Source organism: Flavobacterium glucosi, assembly GCF_048286535.1.
Taxonomy (GTDB): Bacteria; Bacteroidota; Bacteroidia; order Flavobacteriales; family Flavobacteriaceae; genus Flavobacterium.
Genome location: NZ_JBLVPK010000005.1, coordinates 318,819 through 342,806, shown reverse-complemented (window position 1 = coordinate 342,806; position 23,988 = coordinate 318,819). Strand labels below are relative to the sequence as shown.

The window sequence follows — 23,988 nt, the reverse complement described above, 5'->3', positions numbered from 1 at the left end:
TGCTTTAAATGAAAACAGACAATAGACCTTGGTATTGGATTCCCGTTTTAAACTTTGCTTCCGGATTGCCTTATGCCATTATTATTTCGGTATCGGTAATCATGTATAAAAACCTCGGAATCAACAATGAGGATATTGGAATTTATACCAGTTTACTGTATTTACCTTGGGTAATAAAACCGTTGTGGAGTCCATTTATTGATCTCTATTCAACTAAAAGAAAATGGTTTTTAAGCATGCAATTGCTAATTTCTATTGCTTTTTTAATTGTGGGTTTAACGATTCCTTTGAGTAATTTTTTCGTAGTCAGTTTAGCTGTTTTTTGGGTTGCCGCTTTTGCATCTGCTTCGAATGATGTCGCCAGTGATGGATTTTATATGTTGGCTTTAGAGAAAGACCAACAATCCTTTTTCCTTGGAATTCGCAGTACTTTTTATAGACTTTCCATGCTTACCGGAAATGGACTAATCGTGGTAATTGCCGGTTATTTAGAACAGGAATATGGAGATAAACAAAAAGCATGGTCGTACACTATGATAATTGTGGGATTGATTATGACAGTAATTACCCTTTATAATTATTTTTCGACTCCAAAAATAGAAGCAAAAATTGTAGCAACAAAAATAGAATCCGTTCCAAATAAAAGCTTCGGAGTTGTTTTTGCTACTTTTTTTCAAAAAAAACAAATTGGTTTAGTTTTGGCTTTCATTCTGTTATTCAGATTAGGGGAATCCCAATTATTAAAAATGCTAACTCCTTTTTTAATTGATCCTGTAACTGCAGGCGGTATGGGTTTAACCACACAAGATGTCGGCGTTATTTATGGAACCTTTGGAGTCATTTCACTGACGATTGGCGGGATTTTGGGCGGGATTGTCATTTCCAGAGATGGATTGGGAAAATGGATGTTGCCCATGATTCTAGCCATGCATTTACCTATTATAGGATTCATATTATTGTCTCATTTTCACCCTGGCTCCGTTTTCTATATTTATGCAACGGTAATCGCGGAACAATTTGGCTATGGTTTTGGTTTTGCCGCTTTCATGATGTATTTGATTTATGTGGCCGATGGCGAATCTAAAACGTCCCACTACTCTATTGCAACCGGATTTATGGCTTTAGGGATGATGCTTCCGGGAATGTTGAGCGGTTATATCCAAGAATATCTAGGCTATGGAAATTTCTTTATTTGGGTGTTTTTGGCAACAATTCCAGGATTAATTTTATCACGCTTTTTGATTTTTCCTGCCGATTTTGGAAAGAAATTAGATATTTAATTTTACCATTTAAAGTTGTTTCAAAATGACATTAGAACAAAAAATAGGGCAATTTTTCTTTCCTGCTGTATTCATCAATGATACCGAGGAAAATATTCAGGCTACCGAACGATTGATTAGAGATTACAATATAGGTGGATTGACTTTTTTTCACAGCAGAGCAAGCGCTGCGACGAATTATGAAACCAAGAAAAAAATAGTCCTGAATGATGATAGTTTTCAACGTTTAAAGGAACTCATCGTCAGGTACCAAAATTGTGCTACAACTCCGTTATTAATGAGCATTGATGCCGAATGGGGATTGGCCATGCGCGTCGAAAAAACACCTCAATACCCACATGCTATTACACTTGGTGCTTTGCCTGAAAGTGAAAAAAATTTGATTTATGAAGTAGGGAAACAAATAGGTTTAGACTTAAAATCGGTTGGAATTCATTATAATTTGGCGCCATTAGCGGACATCAATAACAACCCAAATAATCCAGTAATTGGGTATCGTTCTTTTGGGCAAAACAAAGAAAAAGTAGCCGATTTTGCGCTGGAATATCTCAGAGGAATGAATGCTGTCGGTGTATTAGGCTGTCTCAAACATTTTCCTGGACACGGAAATACAAATGTCGATTCGCATTTAGGATTACCGATTTTAAAAGAAACACTGGAAGAATTATTAGCCAATGAATTAGTTCCTTTTATAAAAGGAATCGAGAATAATGTCGACTCCATTATGATTGGTCATTTGGCCGTTCCCGCTTTGAACGAAGGAAAAGACACCTCGGCAACTTTGTCAAAATCTGTAATCGAGACGCTTTTGCGAAAGCAATTAGGTTATGATGGTTTAGTGATTTCGGATGCGTTGAACATGCACAGCGTTTCTAAATTATATGAGAAAAAAGGACAACTGGAATGGGAAGCTTTTAATGCCGGAAATGATGTTTTGTGTTTTGCCGAAAATGTACCCGAAGGAATTCAGGAAATCCTAAAAAACGCAACTCTGGAGCGAATTGAAGCTAGTTTTCAACGCATCTGGAAATGCAAACAAAAAGCAGGAATTACAGATGGAAATCTCAGCTTGCCAAACCTTTCAACGAATGACTTTGATTTTGAAACTACTTCAAAATTAAACCTGAAAATAGCTAAAAACTGCATTACAAAAATAAAAGACAATCACAATACCGTGACCGTTTTTGATGCAAAAAACAGAGAAGATTTCGCCAAACTCAGCATTTACAAAAACACTGATACTGTGTTTTTTAAAAGCTTGACTAACGCTTTGCCTTCACCCGAATTTAGTTATGAAACTGGAGGTGAATCCGTTCTGAATGAATTAGAAAAAAACTTAAATAGATTTGACACACTGGTCATTTCTTTATTTGTTCCAAAGGCAAAACCTTTAAACAATTTTGACATTGAAGACTCCGTTCTTCAATTTTTAGGCAACTTATTCACCACCAAAAAATGTGTTTTATATGTTTTTGGGAATCCGTATGCACTTCAATTGATACCAAATCTGGAACATGCTTTAGGAATTATAGAAATGTATCAAGATTTTCCAGAGTTTCAAGAAGCTGCCGCCGAACAACTTTTGGAAAACACAAAATGCAAAGGAACTCTTCCTGTGGAGGTTAACTTCCGATAATTAACAACTTAAATCTTTCGAAAATAACAGTATAGTAATTCCCTATTTTGAAATAAATTTTTATAATCAACTGCTATTCCTATTTACTTTTAGTATAACTACTTTTGCACCTTCAAAAAAATAACTAAAAAAGTAAATAAAATGTCATTAGTAGGTAAAAAATTTCCAAGTATTGCAGTAGATGCTATCTCTGAAATGGGTGATAATTTAAAAATCAACATTTTCGAAGAAGCTGTAAATAACAACAAAAAAGTACTTTTGTTTTGGTACCCAAAAGATTTTACATTTGTTTGCCCAACTGAATTACATGCTTTTCAAGCTGCTTTACCAGAATTCGAACAAAGAAATACAATTGTTATTGGTGCTTCTTGCGATACGAACGAAGTACACTTTGCATGGTTAAATACTCCAAAAAATAATGGTGGAATTGAAGGTGTTACCTACCCAATTCTTGCTGACACAAACAGAAACTTATCTAATATTTTAGGAATTCTTGATATTGAAGAAACAGTTTATAGTGAAGAAACAGATTCTATCATTATTGAAGGTTCTAATGTAACGTACAGAGCAACGTACCTTATCGATGAGACTGGAAAAATTTTCCACGAAAGTGTAAACGATATGCCATTAGGTCGTAATGTAAATGAATATTTACGTATGGTTGACGCGTACACGCACATTCAAGAAAAAGGAGAAGTTTGTCCTGCAAACTGGGAAGCTGGAAAAGAAGCAATGGGTGCTGACAGAAAAAGTACTGCTGAATATTTAAGTTTAAACTAATAAATCAAAGAGATTAAGCTACTAAGACACTAAGATTCTAAGGATTAATACTTAGTAGCTTAGAACCTCAAAAAAATAAAAATATGTTAATCGAATTAACCGAAGATACGTTACAGGATTTAATTGCAAAAGACGAAAAAGTAGTCGTTCAGTTTTCGGCATCATGGTGTGGAAATTGTCGAATTATGAAGCCAAAATTCAAAAAATTAGCTTCAGAAAACGAAACAATCACTTTTGCTCTTGTTGATGCGGAAAATTTTCCTGAATCCAGAAAATTAGCCAATGTGAGTAATTTGCCAACTTTTGCCACTTTTGTGAATGGTAAATTGGTAAACGAAACACAAACAAATAAACAAGAAGTGCTAATTGAATTAGTAAACGAGATCGTTTAATTAGATCACTAGACTAGCTTAGATTTTTTAGACTTCTTAGTTTAATAGATTCCTAGAATCTTTTATCTAAAATTTGAAAATAATTTAAGAAGTCTAAAAATCTAAAATGTCTAAAAATCTAAGAAGTCTAAAAATCTAAGAAGTCTAAATATGAAATTACCTGTAATTAAGCATTTAACGCAGTTTATAGAAGAAAATGATGAAGATTACATCATAGAAACAATCGAAGTTCTGGAAGCAATGACTGAAATCTCGTCATTGAAAGATGAAGAATTAGATGTTATAGGGGAATTAATTTCTAATATGTATGGTGCTTTAGAAGTTAATAAGCTGGTAAAAACCGGAACTGATAAAAAAGAAGCTTTAAACACTTTCATGAAACGTGTTCTGGGTTCTATCGATAAATAAAAAGAATTTTTAATTCAACAATTCTAAAACGCACTCCGCAACGAGTGCGTTTTTTTATTCCATAAACTAAAACCACATTGAATCTTGTGGTTGATAATTTGAGCCAAAATGGCAAACTTATCAAGAGATTTGAGGACAAATTCTTAAATAATTTTCATACTTTTGAACCTCATTAAAAAACAAACATTATGGCTTCAATAACATTGGGGGGGAATCCAGTACAGACTTCAGGAGAATTACCAAAAGTAGGTACAAAAATTGCTGATTTTAAATTAGTTAAAACGGATCTTTCATACACTTCACTAGCAGACTTTGCAGGAAAAAAATTAGTATTGAATATTTTTCCAAGTGTTGACACAGGAACTTGTGCAGCATCCGTTCGAAAATTTAACGAAAGTGCCAGTACTTTAGAGAACACGACTGTTTTATGTATTTCAAGAGATTTACCATTTGCCCAAAAACGTTTCTGTGGTGCAGAAGGTCTTGATAATGTCGTTAATTTATCTGATTTTTCAGAAGGAAGTTTTGGTAAAACGAATGGTTTAGAAATTACTGACGGACCTTTGGCAGGATTGCATTCAAGAGTTATTATTGTTGTTGATGAAAACGGAACAATTACACATACGGAACAAGTTGCTGAAATTGCAGATGAACCAAATTACGAAGCTGCATTAGCAGTACTTTAACAGCAGCCGAATGGAATTTCAAAAAGACAATACTTTCTTTACCGGGAGATTAAAAAGCGTCACTTATGCTTTTAAAGGGGCCGTAAAATTGATTACCACAGAGCACAGCATTATGGTACAATTTTCAATAGGAATATTGATTACCATTGCGGGATTTTATTTTGGCATTTCTAAAACAGAATGGCTTTTTCAGACTTTAGCCATTGGTTTGGTCATGAGTATTGAAGGTTTAAATACAGCAATTGAAAAAGTAGCTGATTTTATTCATCCTAATTATCATGAAAGAATTGGATTTATCAAAGATATTGCTGCAGGAGCAGTATTTTTTGCTGCATTAACAGCAATAGCAATCGGTTTAATCATATATATACCAATATTACTTTAGATAATAGTAGCATCCAGAATGGCAAAAATAAAAAAAACAGCACCTTTAGATAAAAAAAACGACACTAAAGCTGAGGGAAAGAATCCATTAAGAATCACCAAACAACACAAAATTGTTTTTGGTGCTCTGTTGGTATTGTTTTCAATAGCGCTATTATTTGCGTTTATTTCCTTTTTCATTTACGGACAACAAGATCAAAGTGCTGTTAGAGAACTAACTAACAGGGGCGAAATAGTCCACAATTGGTTGGGGAAATCTGGTGCATTTATAGCTGACTTACTTATTTACAGAGGTTTTGGAATTGCTGCATTTATATTTGTGCGCTTATTTTTCCTTACTGGAATATACATGGTTCTTGGTATTGCGGTAAGAAAGCTCAAGAATATTTGGTTTTGGGATTTATTCGTGATTATTATTTTATCCATTTTATTTGGATTTTTTGCAACTTCAGCACCTGAATTAGGAGGAACCATTGGATATGAATTGAATTTATTCCTGCAGGATTACATCGGAAAAACAGGAACATTAATGATTTTGCTATTCGGACTTATCATTTATATCATCTTCAAAATAAAGCTTTCGCCGGAAAGTATTCAGTCCTTTTTTGATACTACCAAAAAAGAAATGAAAGCAATTCCAATTACTAATCCGCTAAATAATGGCAAAAGCGCCTACAATCTGGAAGAATTTGCTGTTGTTGAAGACGAACTGGACAACATCCATTTAAAAACGAATGGTTCACAATTCGAAATTAACAAGGAAGCTTTGAAACCAACTATCAGTAATTCATCTGATATCAATAGAGATCCGGTAGTAAAACCGCTTGCGATGCAAGTCACGCCAATTGCAACTCCTGAAGTCATTACTACTGCAGACGATTCTTTTGTAATAGAGACAGCGCCTGAAGAGGATATTATCGAAGAAAATCTAGCCTCAAGATTAGTCGCTGATTTTGGATTATTCGACCCAACTTTGGATTTATCCAATTATAAATTCCCTACGATTGATTTATTAAAAGAATATTCGACCGGAGGAATTACAATCAATCAGGAAGAATTAGAAGAAAATAAAAACAGAATTGTAGACACCCTTCGCAATTATAAAATAGAAATTGCTCAAATAAAAGCGACCGTTGGACCATCGGTTACCTTATATGAAATTGTACCGGAAGCTGGAATTCGTATTTCAAAAATCAAGAGTTTAGAGGATGATATCGCATTGTCACTTTCGGCATTAGGAATTCGTATCATTGCCCCTATTCCCGGAAAAGGAACTATAGGAATCGAGGTTCCTAATAAGAATCCAACGATGGTTTCTATGAAAAGTGTTATTGGCTCTGCCAAATTTCAAGAAGCCGAAATGGAATTACCAATCGCTCTTGGAAAAACAATTTCGAACGAAACATTTGTCGTGGATTTAGCCAAAATGCCTCACTTATTGATGGCAGGAGCTACCGGACAGGGAAAATCGGTAGGATTAAACGCCGTTCTTACTTCTCTTTTGTACAAAAAACATCCAGCCGAAGTTAAATTTGTTTTGGTCGATCCTAAAAAAGTAGAGCTAACCCTTTTTAATAAAATCGAAAGGCATTATTTAGCGAAACTTCCAGATATGGATGATGCGATTATCACGGATAATGCAAAAGTGGTGAATACCCTAAATTCACTTTGTGTAGAAATGGACAACCGGTATTCTCTATTGAAAGATGCGATGGTCCGTAACATCAAAGAATACAACGATAAATTTAAGGCTCGAAAACTGAATCCAGAAAATGGACACCGCTTTTTGCCTTATATTGTTCTGGTAGTGGATGAGTTTGCCGATTTGATTATGACGGCAGGTAAAGAAGTCGAAGTACCAATAGCACGATTGGCACAACTGGCCCGAGCCATTGGAATTCACTTAATAATAGCAACACAAAGACCATCTGTGAATGTAATTACAGGTTTAATAAAAGCCAATTTTCCTGCGAGAATAGCTTTTAGAGTTACCTCAAAAATTGATTCCCGAACCATCCTTGATACGCAGGGAGCAGATCAATTGATAGGACGTGGTGATATGCTTTACACAAACGGAAATGATGTGGTGCGGGTACAATGTGCCTTTATCGACACTCCTGAAGTAGAAAAAATCACTGATTTTATTGGTTCGCAAAAAGCATACGCAACCGCTTATTTACTTCCAGAATTTGTAGGAGAGGAAAGTGGCATTAATCTTGATATGAATATCTCTGATAGAGATACTTTGTTTAGAGAAGCTGCCGAAATCATTGTAAATGCACAACAAGGCTCCGCTTCATTGTTACAAAGAAAACTAAAATTAGGCTACAACAGAGCAGGTCGATTGATTGATCAACTCGAAGCTGCAGGAATTGTAGGCCCTTTTGAAGGAAGTAAAGCACGAAGTGTAAACATTCTGGACATGAGTTCTCTTGATCAATTTTTCAACAATGAACAAAACAATTAATACCATGAAATTAAAAATTCAAGAATCTAAAAAAAACAATACAGAAAGTATGGGCAAAAAATTTATTTTAATTGCAGCATTATTATTTTTTAGTTTCTCAATACAAGCACAAGACAAAAAAGCAAAAGATCTTTTAGATCAAGTTACTGCTAAAGTAAAAAGCTACAATACGATCGTAATTGATTTCAAGTATTCGTTGAACAATGCTAAAGAAAACATCAATCAGGACAGTAAAGGAAATGTAACCATGAAAGGAAATCAATATGTTTTGAATTTCATGGGAGTGACTAAAATTTTTGATGGCAAAAAAACATACACTATTGTTCCGGAAGATGAGGAAATTACTATTTCTAAAGTTAATGAAAAAGACGACAATGCCATTACTCCTTCAAAAATGTTAACTTTTTTCAATACGGGTTATAAATACAATATGGATATTTTACAGAACGTAAAAGGTCGAAAAATTCAGTATATAAAACTGATTCCCACCAATTCAAAAGATCAAAGAAAAGAAGTGTTACTGGGAATTGATATCCAAACAAAACACATTTATAACTTAATAGAAATGGGTAAAAAAGGAACAAAAACAACTTTAACGGTTAATTCTTTCAAAACCAACCAACCTTTGTCAAAAAATCAATTTACATTTGCGGAAAGTAAATATCCAAATTACTACATCAACAAATTAGATTAATCTATTCGGTGAAAATTCTTGACAAATATTTATTAAAAACATTCTTGACTACATTTACTACGGTATTTGTAATACTCTTTTTCATTTTTATACTTCAAACAGTCTGGTTATTTATCTCTGAATTGGCTGGTAAAGATTTAGATCTATTAATGATTATTAAATTTCTGGCATTTTCCATGCCTCGAATTGTACCATTGGTATTGCCACTTTCTATTTTATTGTCTTCTATAATGACTTTTGGTAATTTGGCTGAGAATTATGAATTTGCTGCGATGAAATCTTCTGGCATTTCCTTGCAAAGAGCCATGAGAAGTTTGACGGTATTCATTGTTTTATTAAGTATTGTGGCCTTTTTCTTTTCGAATAATGTCATCCCTTATGCGGAATATAAATTCATCAATTTCAGAAAAAATATTGCACAAGTAAAACCGGCATTGGCAATAGCCGAAGGTCAGTTTAACGATGTGGGTTTTTACAATATTAAGGTTAATAAAAAATCAGGTGAACAGGGTAACATTCTAACTGGCGTGACAATTCACAAAAAATCTAGAATTGGTGACGGAAGTAAAACCGTCATTAAAGCAAAAGATGGTGAGTTAATCAGCAGTGAACAATCGAGTATTTTACAATTAGTGTTAAACGATGGGTATTATTACGAGGATATTGTTCCAAAAAAGTATGAAGATCGCAGTAAAATGCCTTTTGCCAAAAGTTCTTTTAAAAAGCACATCATCAATATCGATTTATCTGAATTAAACAAGACCGATGTAGCCGATGAAAGTGTGGCAAATACGAACACCATGCTGACTGTTAATGAATTAAAATACACTTTGGATTCATTAAACAAGAACATAAAAAATGATATTATTTCATTTTCTGAGAACAGCAATATGCGTGTTGGTATTCCTTTGAATAAAAAACTGGAAAAAGCAGCAAAAAGAAAACCGCTTCCTAAAGATATTATGTCATTGTATACTTTGGAACAAAAATCGGATATTTTAAAAATAGCGATTAGTAATCTTACCAGCATAACCTACTCCATCGATACTACTAAAGCAGAATTAGACAATAAACAAAAAAACATCAATAGACATTTATTGGCATTTTACGATAAATTTGTAATTGTATTTGCTTGTTTTCTAATGTTTTTCATTGGAGCACCATTAGGCGCAATTATTAGAAAAGGTGGTTTGGGGCTTCCAATTGTCTTTGCTATTTTAATCTTTATAACATTTCACTTTATAAATACTTTTGGAAAAAGAATTGCACAGGAAAACGGAATGACTCCTTTTATGGGAGCTTGGCTATCGTCATTTATCCTGACACCATTAGCTGTTTTACTAACATACAGAGCCACAAACGACATCGGATTAATAAACATGGATGTTATTCTGGCTCCATTCCAAAAAATAATTAAAAAATTATTACCATCACAAAACTAATAGTACAAATGGTTACAAATAACATACAACTCAACACAATTGAAGAAGCGATAGAAGATATTCGCCAAGGAAAAATAATCATTGTTGTTGATGATGAGGACCGCGAAAATGAAGGAGATTTTTTGGCAGCAGCCGAAAAAGTGACCCCTGAAATGATTAATTTCATGGCTACCCACGGTAGAGGATTGATTTGTGCTCCACTTACAGAAAGCCGTTGCAAAGAATTAGGATTACATGTAATGGTAACTAACAATACAGATCCTATGGAAACCGCTTTTACGGTTTCAGTAGATTTAAGAGGTAATGGAGTAACTACAGGAATATCAGCTGGAGATAGAGCAAAAACAATTTTATCGTTAGTTGATTCAAAAACTAAACCACATGATTTAGCACGTCCAGGACACATATTCCCTCTTATTGCAAAACAAGGTGGTGTATTAAGAAGAACCGGGCATACTGAAGCGGCTATTGATTTTGCAAGATTAGCTGGATTTAAATCAGCAGGTGTAATCGTAGAAATTATGAACGAGGATGGTTCTATGGCGCGTTTACCACAATTAGTAGAAGTGGCTAAAAAATTCGATTTGAAATTAGTTTCCATTGAAGCTTTAGTAGCGTATCGAATGCAACACGATAGTTTGATTATTAAAAAAGAGGATTTTGACATAGAGACCCGTTTTGGTACCTTTAGACTACGAGCGTACCAACAAACGACCAACAAACAAATACATATCGCTTTGACCAAAGGAACTTGGAATTTAGGTGAATCGATTTTAACCAGAATCAATTCTTCACAAGTGAATAATGATTTGTTAGGTACATTGACCAATAACGCAGACCAACAACTGGATGACATGTTCCAAGTGATTAATGAGGAAAGAAAAGGTGCCGTTATTTTCATCAATCAGGACATGCAATCCGTAAACTTATTGAATCGCATCGCTGAACTCAAATTATTACAAAGTGAGGGTGTGATGAAAGCACCAAAAATCATCATCGACAGCAAAGATTTTGGTATTGGAGCGCAAATATTACATGATATTGACATCTCAAAAATCAGATTAGTATCCAATACTGAGGGAACAAAACGAGTAGGAATGATTGGATATGGATTAGAAATAACCGAATATGTAAAGTATTAAAGCTATTCATAACTATTTTACAACAATACATTTCATCTAAAGTAAAGAAAATGAAACCTTTAAAAATTAGTCCAGGAAATAGATGCTTTTTTTCTAAAAATAGATTTGCATAACCAAAAAAGGTTCTTATATTTGCACTCGCAATCAAGTAATGAAAGCGACATACTGGAGAAATGGCAGAGCGGTCGAATGCGGCAGTCTTGAAAACTGTTGACTGTAACAGGTCCGGGGGTTCGAATCCCTCTTTCTCCGCTGAAAAATTACCCTAACCCTTGTAAACAAAGGTGTTAGGGTTTTTTATTTATAATATATCCCCACATTATCCCCACAATTTTCATAAAAAATTATTACTATTTTTATATTAAAAAAGTAATTATGAAAACTCAAGTATCAATAAAACAAATAGTTGTTGATTTTATTTACATTAATAGTCAATTAAAAGACCTGTTTAGGGATAGAAAAGAATACCAACCTATTATTGAATTTCTTAGTGATAAAGATTATTTAGATGATGATTTGGATATTCCTTTTCCAAGAATGAAAGATATTGAAGAAGCAACAGGATTAAAAAGTCATATACTTAGAAAAATACTTCTAAAGATGCATTCTGAAATATTTACTTATGATAGAAAACTAAATTTGACATTTAAAAAAGTATTATATCACTTTTTCATAAGTTACTTTGACTATAGTTGCCAATTTACTGTTGATTGTTTGACACATTTACCCAGAGTTGGTGATAACATTAGTTTGCCGATTATTAGTGCTTCAATACCTATTAATTATTTCTTTGTAGAAGATATAAAACACGAATTAGAAAATGACACGCAGGTAATAATAATTACACTCAAAGTTGGAAGCTATAGTGAATACTTCCGATATATGAAAGATCGCGCATTAGAGCTTGGAGAAATAGGCTTTAGAGAATCTTATGAATTGAATGAGACAGAACTTAAGAAAATTATATACGGTAAGCCAAACTATAGGTAACAAAAAAACCGCCTATTTCTAAGCGGCTCATAAAGTATCTAAAAAATATAAATTGCCGTACCAAAGCTAATATAGATACTCTATAATTTGATTTCTTTTTCAATTATTGGATAAAACGAAAGTCATCCAATAATTAGAGGATATACCTGTTCCGGTTTTAAACTAGTATATTGACAGAACTCCTCAATAGATACAAATTCATTTTCAAGCTTTTTAAGCTCCTCTCTGATTTTTTGCAACAATCTAATGCTTTGACGATAACTCTTTCCTGTAATCCGTTGTATGTCTTTCGGGTAAATACATAATCTTTTATTCTCGTTTTTCATACTCTATCTATGCCTTTGACTAGACTTTGGCATACTTAAAACTACTGTAAACCTTTTTATAGTCATTCTTAAAATTAATTGGAAAATATCACTCTTTTATACCCTGCAATATAGTCCAATCTAGTAAATTTTATAAGACATTTTAGTCGTTTAGTGCCATTTGTGTTCAAATGTGACTTATGGCATTACACACCCTTTCAAATGTTATCTAAATTATCTAATATTTGTTTTGAAATCAATTTGTTACATCCGTAAAAAGATATGAAGATTGAAAAAAAGAAAAGCAATTAACAACGTAAATTTTAGAAATTATGGCCAGACAGAATGGAATTATTAAATTGAAAGGTACTATCGGGGATATTACTTTTTACAAAACTAAAGACGGGCATTTAGCACGTGAAAAAGGCGGGATTGATGCCAACAGAATCAAAAATGATCCTGCATTTCAAAGAACGCGTGAAAACGGTTCTGAGTTTGGTCGAGCAGGGACAGCAGGAAAAACATTAAGAACAGCTTTAAGAACTTTGCTATTGAACTCATCTGATAGCAGAATGGTTAGCAGACTTACACAATCTATGGTTAAGGTTATACAAGCCGACACTACCAGTGAAAGAGGTTTGAGAAATGTTATCGATGGCGAAGCAGAATTACTAAAAGGTTTTGAGTTCAATATAAGAGGTAAATTAGGCACTAGCTTGTTTGCTCCATTTAATGCTAATATCGACAGAGTTACGGGAGCGATAACAGTTGATTTAGATTCATTTATTCCTGCAAATATGATTGCTGCCCCAGGTGGAACTACACATTTCAAAATTACTTCTGCTGGTGCTGAAGTGGATTTTGAAGCAGAAACCTTTGTTACGTCCAATTCTGAAACAGCTATTTTACCTTGGAATTTTACAGCAACAGCGGTAATTAGCCAAACAAATAACGTCACTCCTGCGAGTACAAAACCATTATTTCTTGCTTTAGGAATAGAATTCTTCCAAGAAGTAAATGGCAGTATGTATCCTTTGAAAAATGGTTCATTTAATCCTTTGGCATTAGTTCTAGTCAGTGGTTTATAAATTTAAGAATTGAATTCATCTTTTTATTAAAATCTAAGCCTAGTCGTAAGACCAGGCTTTTTTATTTCTTCCCAACCTATTTTATTATTATTTTCAAAAGAAAAAAAGAAAAAAAAAGAAAGTCGTCTAAATAGTGGAGGTTTCAAAAGAAGTCAAGTTTTTTTGAAAAAATACTACCCTACTGTTCTTATGGAATGAAATCATATAGTATAATCAAACGTTGAACTGGAAATGTAAGGGTGGAGATTTTTTCAAAAACCCGTAGGGCTTGAACTTTACTTTTTGAAACCGGAACTTACCTTTACTTTCTTTTTATTTATTTTTTTTATAGCAAGATGTTTCTTGTTTGAAATCTTTTTTATTGAGAATTTCATTGTTTAACCGGCAATCAAACACCCCCAAGCACCGCAACAAAAATGGAGTTTTTACGGAATTTTTTGTGAGGAGCGCAGTGGCGGAGTTGCGGCAATCGAACTGCCACCGCAGGACGGGAACGAACGTAGCTTTTGCGAAGTGGAGAGAAGTACTGCGAGCGTGAAACGGCGGGGAAAAAATATAAGTCAGCCTTTGGCGTTCCTTGATTTAGGGCAAAGTGAAGTTTTTACTGAACGGAGCTAACCCGATGGCTGTGCGAAAGAGCAACCGCTGAAAAAATAAAGGGCGGCAGACATAATACGGCTGGAATGTAGTGAAACGTAGCCTGTGGAGTGTAACGAAATGAAGCTGTATTGTGGATGCATAAGCCCGACCGAACGCAGGAAGAGACCGTGTGAAGATGAGGAACGAAACAGCGCAAAAAATATAGCTGCTTATTTTCAAGCTGCTGTATTTTTTTGTGCTGTGAAGTGTCTGTGGAACGGAGGGAAACCAAGCTATTGAATTGAAATGATAAATTGCCTATTTCCCGAAAAAGTTCTTATGAAAATATAAGGTTGACCGACTGGAACAGCTGAACGGAACAAAGGGAACGACCGTAGTGAGACCGCTTGATTGCACGTCTTGTTATTAACGTAAATGTTGTATGTAGAATAAATTAGTCTTTATATTTTGCTATTATATTTTTTCTAATGTATAATGCAAAACATTTGATGATTTTATCTTTACAATCAGATTCTATTAGTTTAATCAATTCAATTAAGTGCGATTCTTTAAAAGATAATTTAGAGATTGATATAGCGTATAAAAACTCCAACAATGCTTCGCTCTGCTCGTCTTTATGGTATTTGATTAGTGTTTCAAGTATATTTTTCATTTCTAAAGACAAATCATAATCAATAGAATAACTCAACTCATCAGCATTAGCACTTCGCAAAATCGAGGCTTGAATAATACCATCATTAAAACGATTAAAATTACCTGGAGAAATAAGATTTCTAACAAAAGAAGTTTGCTTTAATGATTTATCAATTTTATCAGAATTCCTTAGACCATTTAAAATATTGGAAATGGTAAAATAAATATCTGATTGAGTAACATCTTTAACATAATTATGAAAATTAAAAAATGCAAAATTATTCCTTATAGCTAATTCATTATGTGGTTTTTTAATAACTCTTGGATAGAAAAGTCCATTTGATAACCCTTTATTTAAAATACTAAAACTGTCCTGAATATTTTTAAGTCTATTTTTGAAGAAATCAATTGTTGTATTATCAATACTTTCGTCATTTAACAATGTTATTAGTTGATTTAAAAAATCAATTTCTACAACCCAAGAAGTTTCTTTTGAATTGTTTAGGCAATGAATACTTTCAACTTCGACACAAGTACTCGTTTCTGGACCATAATTGCCTTGCTTCAAGTTGCTTTTCAATACAGATAAAGCTTCTTTACTTTTCATTCTTGATATACCAACAAAATATACAATTCGTAGTTTATCAAATTTTCTTAAAGCTCTACTTAAATACAATAAATTTTTGCCATTAGAAATGCAAGACCCTACAACTAGGACACTCCCAACACTTCCCTTTTTAATATCACTCGTTAAATCATCTTGACTGATTAGTTCTGGCAGTTTATCAGCAACATAATTCTCTATGATTTTATTAAATACATAATTTGCTAATTCCTTTGATGAATTATCATTTAAATAAACAATGTAGCGTGTATTACTTGGAACAAATTGATTAATATAAGCATCTAATTTTTTATGATACTTTTCATATCTATTATTCTTTATTCCATCTAATATTTCTGAAAAATCAATATAAATTTCATATTTGTTTGATGGACTTGCTTCCTTGTAATTTGTTTTTAGAACTGTATTACTAAATTTATGAGATTTGAATTGTTCAACAAAACTAGACAGCTTTTTATCTGCATCAGTAACTCCAATTAATAAAGAATTAATTTTAGGTTTTTCTAATAAAAAAACATCTCCTGATACTTGAACAGGATATGATCCAGATTTACAGTGAATACAATCTTTTTCATAATAAGTATTATATTCAGTTATCCCATTTGGATTAATTTTGGACTCTGTTAAATTACAAAGCACTTTATCTTTTACATTGTTATACTTTTTTTCATTTCCTAAAAAAAACAAAACAACAATATTCTGACGTTCAATTTCTTTATGAGAATCTAATATGTATGTAATTATATTAGCAGAAGTAGAAGCAGAAATTAATAATAAAGCATTCTTCTTATAATTTAAATCATTTTTGTAAAGGCCATCATATGAACTAAAACTTTCAATAGGAATTTGAGTTTTAACACTATTAAATCTATTTTTAAGTTCGGATAATGATAAGGCAATTGAATTTATAGAAGAACTATCGCAATAAATTTGATTGTGAATTTCTTCGTCAAAATGCTTCAGTAATGCAAAAGCAATAAAATAAATCTCACTACTATAAAGTAAAATATTTCCTGTTCTTAAAAATTTATTACAATGCTTTTTCGAAGGAAAAACATAATGATGTGTCCCTTCTGTTTCAACTAAACCTCCTCTTTTTATAAATATATTTTGAAGTCCTTCGTTTAAAAAATACTCTTTAAATTTTGCTGGAATATCACCATCTCGATTTATGAGTTTTAATACCCCTGATTTATTAAAAGATAAAATATAAATATTTTCATAAAACGAAGTATCTTCTCTCCTTGGAATTCCTATGAAAGTGCTCTCTTTGTTGTCAATAAAAACTTTAATCATTTCATCCTGTAAATATTCTCCTCCTATGATAAAAATTTTATCAGTTTGAGAACATTCTTCATAAAAATTTTTTATTTCAACTTTTAAATTAACTTCATTTAAAATCGTATTATCACAAAAAATAACTGTTGCAGATATTGGTTTCTCGGTTGACTTCACAATATAGTCAAACTTATAAATGTAAAAGTTTTTCATAAATTAAACTATATTTTGTGCTAATGGATAAATAATTGTAACAACAGAACCAGACGCATATTTATATTCAGTAAAAACCTCATTACTATACGTTTTCCAATCAAAAAGTTCCATCTGTTTAACGTCATTTGTTTCATTAACTTTATAATTATCAGAAATCAAATCTCGATATAAACACACCTTGTCTGTTTTTATCCTTAGAAACCCCTTGTTGTCTAAAATATTTAATATTCTGTCTAAACCTCTGCCTTTGTCCGTTTTATCAAGACCTCTAGCAGATGTATTGTGTTTAATTAAACATTTTTTTACGATATCAATATCACTACATTCAGTGTCGTTGTTTAATGATTTATATTTTTTAATGAAACCGGCACCACTATCAATAACTGATATCTCAAGAAAATATAATTGCCCTAATGAATTCTCTTTCAATACATCACTACTAAAATATTTACAAACTGCATTATTATTATTGTATTCCTCCAATAATTTAACTCTCTTTTTTTTATTGAATTTAATTAAAATCCCTCTAACATTAGGGTTGTAAGGAACTCCTAACTCATCATCTTTAGCCCATTCAAAAGTATTCTTCATTAATTCATATACAATACCAATAAAATCTTTTTGAACAGTTTCAAAAATTGATTTACTCTCCCTTGAATTTCTTAAAACATCATTTAAAATAGATGGTTTTAAACTTTCTAATAAATCATTTTCATTTAATATATATCTGCCATTTTTTTCAAAAGTTGCTAGGATGCCATATTCTTTTGGTAAATGATCAAAATTTGTTAGAAGTAGTTTTTCACCTTTCATTGCTTTAACTTTTTTCATATCATCAAAAACTAACGCATTCATTTCTTTGAAATCATTCCTCAAACTAACTTCCCCAGTTTTATCATAAACACCATTAGAATTCCACACTAGCGAAATGATAGGAAAAACATATTCAAAAGCATATAACCCTTCTATATCATTTGATGTTGGTTTTTCTATATCAATTAGTAGCTTGCCTGAATTACTATATCTTGTCCAAGTAGCAACAAATTGAATCAATGAAGATGCTAGACCTAAGTAATTCTTAGTAAGCTCTTTAGGCAACATAATATTAATAACCGTATTAATTTTTATACCAGAATATAAATCTAAATACAGACGATCAATCTCTTTTAAACCGATGTTTTTCTTTATTGTTATTAACATATCTAATTATATTGCGCCATATTATTTTTTAAATCTGACAGCTTTTACTAATTCCCTATTACCCCATTTATAAAAGTCTCCACAAAACCGACTATTTTATTAAGGATTTTATCTCCTAATTTTTTGCGATGTAGTACTGATGGTTTTTCTCCTTCAATTAAATCTAAAACCTCATTCCTCAATGGTTCTCTTTCTGCAAATAAATAACTTTCTATTAATTTATGGGTTTTCTCCGCTGATAGGTTTTCTTCTTTTACTAATTCGTCGAATGCTTTTTGTTGTTCTTCATTCCAATACTTATCAAATTCTTCTGGGATTGTATCGGTGTCTTCTATTACAGGTAAGTTTTCTAAAATAAACTTTTCGATTAATTCACGCTTGCTTCTTAGATTGGCTTCACCAGTTAATAAATCAATAATCTCTTTTTGTTTTCTTTCTTTGTCCGCTTTTGAAGTGTCTTTTAATGCTGCTAATAATTTCAGAATATAGGTAACATTAACCTCATCACGATGAATTAACTCCAATTCAAAATCAACATCTTCAAGAATTGATACTTTTTCTACTTGGTGTTCGTCTTTTACTTTGTCGTATAAATCAAGGTATTTGCTTTTGTAATCTTCAAATAGTTGCTCATTCATCGCTAAATCTTCCCAAACAAAATCTGCAAAAGTTGCCATTGTGTTTTTGATACGCATTAACTCACGAAATGCTTTTATAAACTCTAATTCGTCTTCTTCACTTTGGAGATTATTTACACTATTTACCGTTGGAACCACCTTTAATAGACCAATAAAAGCATCATTGAATTTCTTCACATAATCCTCGTAAGGTTTCATTATAATTTCCTCAATAGCTTCTTTATTGCTAAACAAGGTAATAGCTTCGTCAGTAGCTTTCTTTAGGTTACGGAAAACAATTATGTTACCTTGTGACTTTTGTTCATTTAAAATACGATTTGTTCTCGAATAGGCCTGAATTAATCCGTGATATTTAAGGTTTTTATCAACGTATAAAGTATTTAAAGGTTTACTATCAAATCCAGTAAGAAACATATTTACAACTAATAAAATATCAACTTTGCGTTCTTTTACTTTTTTAGAAATATCATTGTAATAATTGTAAAAACTTTCGCTGTCTTTGGTTGAAAACTTAGTTTCAAACATACCGTTGTAATGGCCAATGAATTCATCTAGCTTTTCACGAGTATGCACATTTAAACCATATAATGCTTTTGGTTCTCCAACAACTGATAATTCTTCAGGAATAAAACCGTTTGCATCTGCATCATCTTCATTAGCAGCATAACTAAATATTGTTGCAATTTTTAGATTGTGTTGTCCGTCTAATTTCTTTTGTTGCAGAATATCATAATACTTGATTAATGTATCGACACTACTCACACAAAACATTGCTGTAAATTCTTTATTGTATGTTTTTCGATTGTGATGCGCAATAATGTAATCTGCAATTTTTTCTAACCGAATAGGAGCTTCCATTAACTCTTTTGTGTCAATGTCTTCTACTTCTATATCTATTGCGGTTGCACTTTCTTTTTGCTTATAGCGACCTACGTATTCTATTGAAAACTTTAATACATTTTCATCTTTTATGGCATCTGTAATTACATATTTATGCAAACATTCACCAAATAGTTCTTTTGTAGTTCGTTTTCCTAATTCATTTTTAACAGCATTATCAGCGAAAATAGGTGTTCCGGTAAAGCCAAACATTTGATAGTTATTGAAAAAATCTTTGATACGGTTGTGTGTTTCTCCAAATTGGGAACGGTGACACTCATCAAAAATAAAAACAATATGTTCGTCTTTTAGCTTTTCCATTTTACTTAAATACTGACTTTTACTAATTGCCGTATTTAGTTTTTGAATGGTAGTGACTATAAGTTTTGTATCGTCTGAAAATTGTTTTACTAATGCTTTTGTATTGTCTGTTCCGTCAATACTGCCTTTGCTGAAACTATTGAACTCTTTGGTAGTTTGGTAATCTAAATCTTTTCTATCTACAACAAAAACCACTTTTTTGACTTGTGGCATTTGCATAATAATTTGACTGGCTTTGAAAGAAGTTAGCGTTTTGCCTGATCCTGTTGTATGCCAAATATAGCCGTTGTGATTACTATTTTTTACTTTATCAATTAAAGCTTCAACCGCATAATATTGATAGGGACGAAGCACCATTAATATTTTATTGGCTTCATTCATCACCACATACTTGCATATCATTTTAGAGATATGACACGGTTCTAGAAAATCACTCGTAAAACCATTAAGAATATTGGTTAAACGTTTATTTTCTTTATCAGTCCAGTAATAGGTTTGTTTGAAGGATTGGTATTTATTGTTAGCGTAGTACTTAGTATTTACACCATTACTAATTATAAATATTTGAATGTATTGGAATAAAGCTGCACCCGCACCAAAGGAGTGTCTTTGATAACGATTTGTTTGATTGAATGCTTCTTTGAGTTCCAATCCTCTACGTTTTAATTCTATTTGTACTAATGGCAAACCATTAATCAATATTGTTACATCATATCGGTTTTTGTAACTTCCCTCCATTGAAACCTGATTGGTTACTTGGAATTGGTTTTGACACCAGTGTTCTGATTGGATAAGCTCAAAATAAAGATTATCTCCGTTATCCCTAGGAATATGTTGTTTTTCTCTGAGTGTTTTGGCTTTTTCAAATACAGAACCTTTGCTTAGAATATTTAAAACCCTTTCAAATTCTTTATCTGAAAAAGTAATATTATTGTGCTTTTCTAATTGCTTTTTAAGATTGGAAAGTAAATCCTTTTCATCTTTGATTACCACATTGCTGTAACCCAACTTTTGCAATTGTTCTATTAGTTGTTCTTCTAAAATTTGTTCGGGTTGTTTAGCCATATTATATCAAAAAAAAACCTTGCCTATGTTGGCAAGGTAAATATATTGTTCTTTTTGTTCTTATCAATTATTTTATTTCAAAAACAACGTCTTTTTCTACTAAATTACTCACGTTTAAAGTTGGAATAATAAACTTATTAAAAGTAGTATTCTCTGTTTTTGCATGTAATACTCCTCTTGCAGTACCTACTGTAATAACACAAAGATGCTCTAAAAAATGTTTAGGCAAAGTTATTTTCTTTGCAGTTAGTATATTTTCATTCCACGATTTTTCTTCTACATCAAAATTACACACTATTGACAATACAACAATTGGCTGACTATCATGCAGAAACTGAAAATTCATTTTACAAGCCACCACTCTATTATCAGGATTAATAGAAAATTGAAGTTCCGATTTTAAGTCATTTTTTTCTGAAATATTTTGAACTTCAAAAGTTGCAAATTGTTCCGTAACTATATTAAGTAATCTAAAACTAATGTTTTTTTTAGCTTCCATTTTTTATAATTCATAATATTTTAAATCAGTACAATCCTTTTCATTTATATAGGCACCCAATGGAATAACTTTAGTTTCTTTTTTAGCTTCCATTGTTTTCTCAATTTTATTAAGATGCGAATGAATTTGCTTACTCATTGTAGTTATGTTACTACAATCTATCGTCACACTATTTTCATTATCATAAACGTGCATCAATTTAACACCTAATGCTTTATCTATTCTCCCTATGGTAAACAAACCAATATTTTCAGAACCTTTAACCCATTTGTTAACTGTTTGTGGGGTCACTTTTAATAGGTCTGCTAAGTCTTTTTGTGATAAGTTTTTTTCTCTAAGAGTTCTTAAAATACGAACAGCAACTTGTTGAGAATATCTTAATCCTTCTTTATCCTCAAATCTTTTGTTGCTTTCTTCTATCCATTTGCTAGGAGTTTTAGAAACTAATGCTTCTAACTTGTTACTCATTTCTTGATTGTTCATAATGGTAGTTTTAATTAATGATTTCTATGTATCCGAAGTCATCTTCTTCTAATAGGTCATTTTCTTTTAAATATGCTGCTGTAATTTTTAGTTTGTTTAACTCGATTGCCGTGTGGTCTTGCCCGCCCATTGCACCGGTTAGTTTTATAGCACTTCCCGATACTACAAAACATTCCGGACTGATACGTACCGCAAATATTCGAAGCCAAGATTTGTCTTCCGTTCCGTATGCTCTAGTTTCTTGTAATTTATAAGTTTGGTCATTTTTGTGTAATGGATAAAAAACTAAATCTTGTAATGAACTTTTTGTTTTAAATTTTCCAATTATCGCAATTTTTCTAATTTTTTCTTCAAATTCTGTTGCTTCATCGAGAGTTGAAAAAATAGCTTCTTCTATTGATATTGTGCCATAAAAACCCGACTGTAAATCGGTTTTGTTGTTTTCAAAAAACTCCTCTAAATACTCTGTATCGTTCCAGTTTCTGAATGCTAACGTAAACTCATCACAGTCATTGGGTTCAAATTGAACCGACAATAACTTATTTTTCACGTGTGCAAATATATCAACTATTTTCATATAATCAACTTATAGGCTTATTATTTTAACTTTTATTTACACAAACATATTTTGCAACAACCCTTTTTTGTATTGTTGTGTTTGCTCTACTTGTGCTTGTGTTCGGTTTATTTTTTCATCAATAGTAGATATGAATTTAACCAATTTATTTTGCTCATCAGTAGATGGGAAAGGAAATGAATAATTTCCTATTTGTTGTAAATTTAAATTTGGTTGTGCTCCTGTGGTAATATTATCAGTAATATATTTTTTCATTTTATCAGACTTTAAATTATGGTAAACAAATAATTTGTTTATATTTTCTTTTAATCTGATAATAGACAATGCTTGATTTGTATTTGCCGGTAAAACTTCTTTATTCACAATATTACATTTACCAATTGTAGCTCCTGCAATAGCAAATAATATATCACCTTCTGCAAGTATAGAACGCTTCAATTCTTTGTTGTGAGTTATCTCATCAATAAACAAACATTTTTTATTGTTAATTTTTCCATTTTGTAAGCATTCAATTTTAATAAAATTTATTCCAGACGGTGAAAAATATTTTGGCGTTGTGCCCTTTGTTATAAGTGTTGTTAGTTCACCTAATTTCTTCATATCCCAATTTGGAAAGTCATTACCATTATCGTCTTTAAATCTTAATTCTTGAGAGAATATTTTTTGCATTACGCCTTTTTTGTATTGCTCTAAAAGACTTTTCTTTTGTTTAAGTTGTTCAATCTTTTTATCTAAAGCATTAAAAAAAAGAGTAACTTTTTTTTGTTCGGCTGTTGTAGATAAAAACATTTTACCATTAATAGCTTCCGCATCAGAAACCTGCAAAGTGTTTTTAGCTCCTTTCCTAACTATTGGTCTTAAATATCTATTTAAATTTGCATCTAATGAAAAATAGTGCTCTATAAATTCGCCATGTGCATTTTCTTCTTTAACATTATAAACTGCATAAAGTGTAGAAACAATTCCAGCTTTGCCTTTATTTTGTTTTATAATACCGTAAGGATTTGCTTTTAAAGGACTTTTGGTATACACAATATCGCCAACCTCAACTATATGATATTGATGAACAGAAACACCAGCATAACTTCTGCCTAAATGTTCAATTTGATTTATAATACCCATTTCGCCAGAAACAGAAAGTACTTCGTCTTTGGTGTAATTTAAATCGGTATTTCGTTTTTTAGCTTCTTTTAAAAGTTCACTTAGTTTAGTGTTATTCCAATTGTCTGTAAACTCTGGAAAACGTATTGCTGGAATTGCTTCTTGTAGTTTTTCCATAA

20 protein-coding genes and 1 tRNA gene are annotated in these 23,988 nt (G+C 31.9%); 14 read left to right on the top strand and 7 right to left on the bottom strand.

The genetic code is table 11. The annotated features are described in order from the left end of the window. The first annotated feature begins 8 nt into the window (after nucleotides 1–8). The 14 genes from ACNQGD_RS11690 to ACNQGD_RS11625 all read left to right on the top strand — a co-directional run bounded on the left by ACNQGD_RS11690 (nucleotide 9) and on the right by ACNQGD_RS11625 (nucleotide 13,694). Nucleotides 9–1,280, top strand: a complete 1,272-nt coding sequence (locus ACNQGD_RS11690) for an MFS transporter (RefSeq protein WP_417999392.1) — start codon at nucleotides 9–11, stop codon at nucleotides 1,278–1,280. 25 nt (nucleotides 1,281–1,305) lie between these two features. Continuing rightward, nucleotides 1,306–2,916, top strand: coding sequence for a glycoside hydrolase family 3 protein (locus tag ACNQGD_RS11685; protein ID WP_417999391.1), 1,611 nt, complete (start codon nucleotides 1,306–1,308; stop codon nucleotides 2,914–2,916). A 141-nt stretch (nucleotides 2,917–3,057) separates the two neighbouring features. Next, nucleotides 3,058–3,696, top strand: a complete 639-nt coding sequence (locus tag ACNQGD_RS11680) for a peroxiredoxin (protein ID WP_417999390.1) — start codon at nucleotides 3,058–3,060, stop codon at nucleotides 3,694–3,696. Between the two features lie 83 nt (nucleotides 3,697–3,779). Then, entirely contained in the window at nucleotides 3,780–4,088 is a 309-nt protein-coding gene (locus ACNQGD_RS11675; protein WP_091172170.1) for a thioredoxin family protein, read from the top strand. Nucleotides 4,089–4,238: 150 nt separating this feature from the next. Beyond that, the gene (locus ACNQGD_RS11670) at nucleotides 4,239–4,496 is read left to right on the top strand and encodes a DUF6952 family protein (protein WP_091172168.1); all 258 of its coding nucleotides are present in this window, start codon (nucleotides 4,239–4,241) and stop codon (nucleotides 4,494–4,496) included. A gap of 188 nt (nucleotides 4,497–4,684) precedes the next feature. Beyond that, entirely contained in the window at nucleotides 4,685–5,182 is a 498-nt protein-coding gene (gene tpx, locus ACNQGD_RS11665) for a thiol peroxidase (RefSeq protein ID WP_282730911.1), read from the top strand. A 10-nt stretch (nucleotides 5,183–5,192) separates the two neighbouring features. Beyond that, nucleotides 5,193–5,567: a diacylglycerol kinase family protein gene (locus ACNQGD_RS11660; RefSeq protein ID WP_282716749.1), complete on the top strand. Its 375-nt coding sequence runs from the start codon at nucleotides 5,193–5,195 to the stop codon at nucleotides 5,565–5,567. An 18-nt stretch (nucleotides 5,568–5,585) separates the two neighbouring features. Further along, nucleotides 5,586–8,033, top strand: a complete 2,448-nt coding sequence (locus ACNQGD_RS11655; protein WP_417999389.1) for a DNA translocase FtsK — start codon at nucleotides 5,586–5,588, stop codon at nucleotides 8,031–8,033. A 49-nt stretch (nucleotides 8,034–8,082) separates the two neighbouring features. Further along, complete coding sequence (gene lolA1 / locus ACNQGD_RS11650) at nucleotides 8,083–8,727, top strand: outer membrane lipoprotein periplasmic chaperone LolA1 (protein WP_470303330.1); 645 nt, start codon at nucleotides 8,083–8,085, stop codon at nucleotides 8,725–8,727. 8 nt (nucleotides 8,728–8,735) lie between these two features. After that, nucleotides 8,736–10,169: an LptF/LptG family permease gene (locus ACNQGD_RS11645; protein ID WP_417999388.1), complete on the top strand. Its 1,434-nt coding sequence runs from the start codon at nucleotides 8,736–8,738 to the stop codon at nucleotides 10,167–10,169. 8 nt (nucleotides 10,170–10,177) lie between these two features. Next, nucleotides 10,178–11,311, top strand: a complete 1,134-nt coding sequence (ribB, locus tag ACNQGD_RS11640) for a 3,4-dihydroxy-2-butanone-4-phosphate synthase (RefSeq protein ID WP_417997150.1) — start codon at nucleotides 10,178–10,180, stop codon at nucleotides 11,309–11,311. 167 nt (nucleotides 11,312–11,478) lie between these two features. Next, a tRNA-Ser gene (locus tag ACNQGD_RS11635) sits at nucleotides 11,479–11,563 on the top strand. Between the two features lie 123 nt (nucleotides 11,564–11,686). Further along, nucleotides 11,687–12,301, top strand: coding sequence for a hypothetical protein (locus ACNQGD_RS11630; RefSeq protein ID WP_417999387.1), 615 nt, complete (start codon nucleotides 11,687–11,689; stop codon nucleotides 12,299–12,301). A gap of 637 nt (nucleotides 12,302–12,938) precedes the next feature. After that, complete coding sequence (locus ACNQGD_RS11625; RefSeq protein ID WP_417999386.1) at nucleotides 12,939–13,694, top strand: hypothetical protein; 756 nt, start codon at nucleotides 12,939–12,941, stop codon at nucleotides 13,692–13,694. A 1,033-nt stretch (nucleotides 13,695–14,727) separates the two neighbouring features. Here the strand turns inward: ACNQGD_RS11625 and ACNQGD_RS11620 are convergent. The 7 genes from ACNQGD_RS11620 to ACNQGD_RS11590 form a co-directional block, all read right to left on the bottom strand. Continuing rightward, nucleotides 14,728–17,043 (bottom strand): hypothetical protein, encoded by a 2,316-nt coding sequence (locus ACNQGD_RS11620; protein ID WP_417999385.1) that lies wholly within the window; start codon nucleotides 17,041–17,043, stop codon nucleotides 14,728–14,730. A 3-nt stretch (nucleotides 17,044–17,046) separates the two neighbouring features. Beyond that, nucleotides 17,047–18,246, bottom strand: a complete 1,200-nt coding sequence (locus ACNQGD_RS11615; RefSeq protein WP_417999384.1) for a hypothetical protein — start codon at nucleotides 18,244–18,246, stop codon at nucleotides 17,047–17,049. A gap of 47 nt (nucleotides 18,247–18,293) precedes the next feature. Next, the gene (locus tag ACNQGD_RS11610) at nucleotides 18,294–21,149 is read right to left on the bottom strand and encodes a type I restriction endonuclease subunit R (protein WP_417999383.1); all 2,856 of its coding nucleotides are present in this window, start codon (nucleotides 21,147–21,149) and stop codon (nucleotides 18,294–18,296) included. Between the two features lie 67 nt (nucleotides 21,150–21,216). After that, entirely contained in the window at nucleotides 21,217–21,648 is a 432-nt protein-coding gene (locus tag ACNQGD_RS11605) for a hypothetical protein (protein ID WP_417999382.1), read from the bottom strand. 3 nt (nucleotides 21,649–21,651) lie between these two features. After that, the gene (locus ACNQGD_RS11600) at nucleotides 21,652–22,131 is read right to left on the bottom strand and encodes a helix-turn-helix domain-containing protein (protein ID WP_417999381.1); all 480 of its coding nucleotides are present in this window, start codon (nucleotides 22,129–22,131) and stop codon (nucleotides 21,652–21,654) included. 10 nt (nucleotides 22,132–22,141) lie between these two features. Continuing rightward, nucleotides 22,142–22,708, bottom strand: coding sequence for a hypothetical protein (locus ACNQGD_RS11595; protein WP_417999380.1), 567 nt, complete (start codon nucleotides 22,706–22,708; stop codon nucleotides 22,142–22,144). A 36-nt stretch (nucleotides 22,709–22,744) separates the two neighbouring features. Beyond that, complete coding sequence (locus tag ACNQGD_RS11590) at nucleotides 22,745–23,986, bottom strand: restriction endonuclease subunit S (RefSeq protein ID WP_417999379.1); 1,242 nt, start codon at nucleotides 23,984–23,986, stop codon at nucleotides 22,745–22,747. Nucleotides 23,987–23,988: the final 2 nt, after the last annotated feature.

What these genes read in the sequence shown, in the direction of transcription:
- ACNQGD_RS11690 (WP_417999392.1), top strand. Translation starts at nt 9, where the DNA reads ATGAAAACAGACAATAGACCTTGGTATTGGATTCCCGTTTTAAACTTT.
- ACNQGD_RS11685 (WP_417999391.1), top strand. Translation starts at nt 1,306, where the DNA reads ATGACATTAGAACAAAAAATAGGGCAATTTTTCTTTCCTGCTGTATTC.
- ACNQGD_RS11680 (WP_417999390.1), top strand. Translation starts at nt 3,058, where the DNA reads ATGTCATTAGTAGGTAAAAAATTTCCAAGTATTGCAGTAGATGCTATC.
- ACNQGD_RS11675 (WP_091172170.1), top strand. Translation starts at nt 3,780, where the DNA reads ATGTTAATCGAATTAACCGAAGATACGTTACAGGATTTAATTGCAAAA.
- ACNQGD_RS11670 (WP_091172168.1), top strand. Translation starts at nt 4,239, where the DNA reads ATGAAATTACCTGTAATTAAGCATTTAACGCAGTTTATAGAAGAAAAT.
- tpx (WP_282730911.1), top strand. Translation starts at nt 4,685, where the DNA reads ATGGCTTCAATAACATTGGGGGGGAATCCAGTACAGACTTCAGGAGAA.
- ACNQGD_RS11660 (WP_282716749.1), top strand. Translation starts at nt 5,193, where the DNA reads ATGGAATTTCAAAAAGACAATACTTTCTTTACCGGGAGATTAAAAAGC.
- ACNQGD_RS11655 (WP_417999389.1), top strand. Translation starts at nt 5,586, where the DNA reads ATGGCAAAAATAAAAAAAACAGCACCTTTAGATAAAAAAAACGACACT.
- lolA1 (WP_470303330.1), top strand. Translation starts at nt 8,083, where the DNA reads ATGGGCAAAAAATTTATTTTAATTGCAGCATTATTATTTTTTAGTTTC.
- ribB (WP_417997150.1), top strand. Translation starts at nt 10,178, where the DNA reads ATGGTTACAAATAACATACAACTCAACACAATTGAAGAAGCGATAGAA.
- ACNQGD_RS11630 (WP_417999387.1), top strand. Translation starts at nt 11,687, where the DNA reads ATGAAAACTCAAGTATCAATAAAACAAATAGTTGTTGATTTTATTTAC.
- ACNQGD_RS11625 (WP_417999386.1), top strand. Translation starts at nt 12,939, where the DNA reads ATGGCCAGACAGAATGGAATTATTAAATTGAAAGGTACTATCGGGGAT.
- ACNQGD_RS11620 (WP_417999385.1), bottom strand. Translation starts at nt 17,043, where the DNA reads ATGAAAAACTTTTACATTTATAAGTTTGACTATATTGTGAAGTCAACC.
- ACNQGD_RS11615 (WP_417999384.1), bottom strand. Translation starts at nt 18,246, where the DNA reads ATGTTAATAACAATAAAGAAAAACATCGGTTTAAAAGAGATTGATCGT.
- ACNQGD_RS11610 (WP_417999383.1), bottom strand. Translation starts at nt 21,149, where the DNA reads ATGGCTAAACAACCCGAACAAATTTTAGAAGAACAACTAATAGAACAA.
- ACNQGD_RS11605 (WP_417999382.1), bottom strand. Translation starts at nt 21,648, where the DNA reads ATGGAAGCTAAAAAAAACATTAGTTTTAGATTACTTAATATAGTTACG.
- ACNQGD_RS11600 (WP_417999381.1), bottom strand. Translation starts at nt 22,131, where the DNA reads ATGAACAATCAAGAAATGAGTAACAAGTTAGAAGCATTAGTTTCTAAA.
- ACNQGD_RS11595 (WP_417999380.1), bottom strand. Translation starts at nt 22,708, where the DNA reads ATGAAAATAGTTGATATATTTGCACACGTGAAAAATAAGTTATTGTCG.
- ACNQGD_RS11590 (WP_417999379.1), bottom strand. Translation starts at nt 23,986, where the DNA reads ATGGAAAAACTACAAGAAGCAATTCCAGCAATACGTTTTCCAGAGTTT.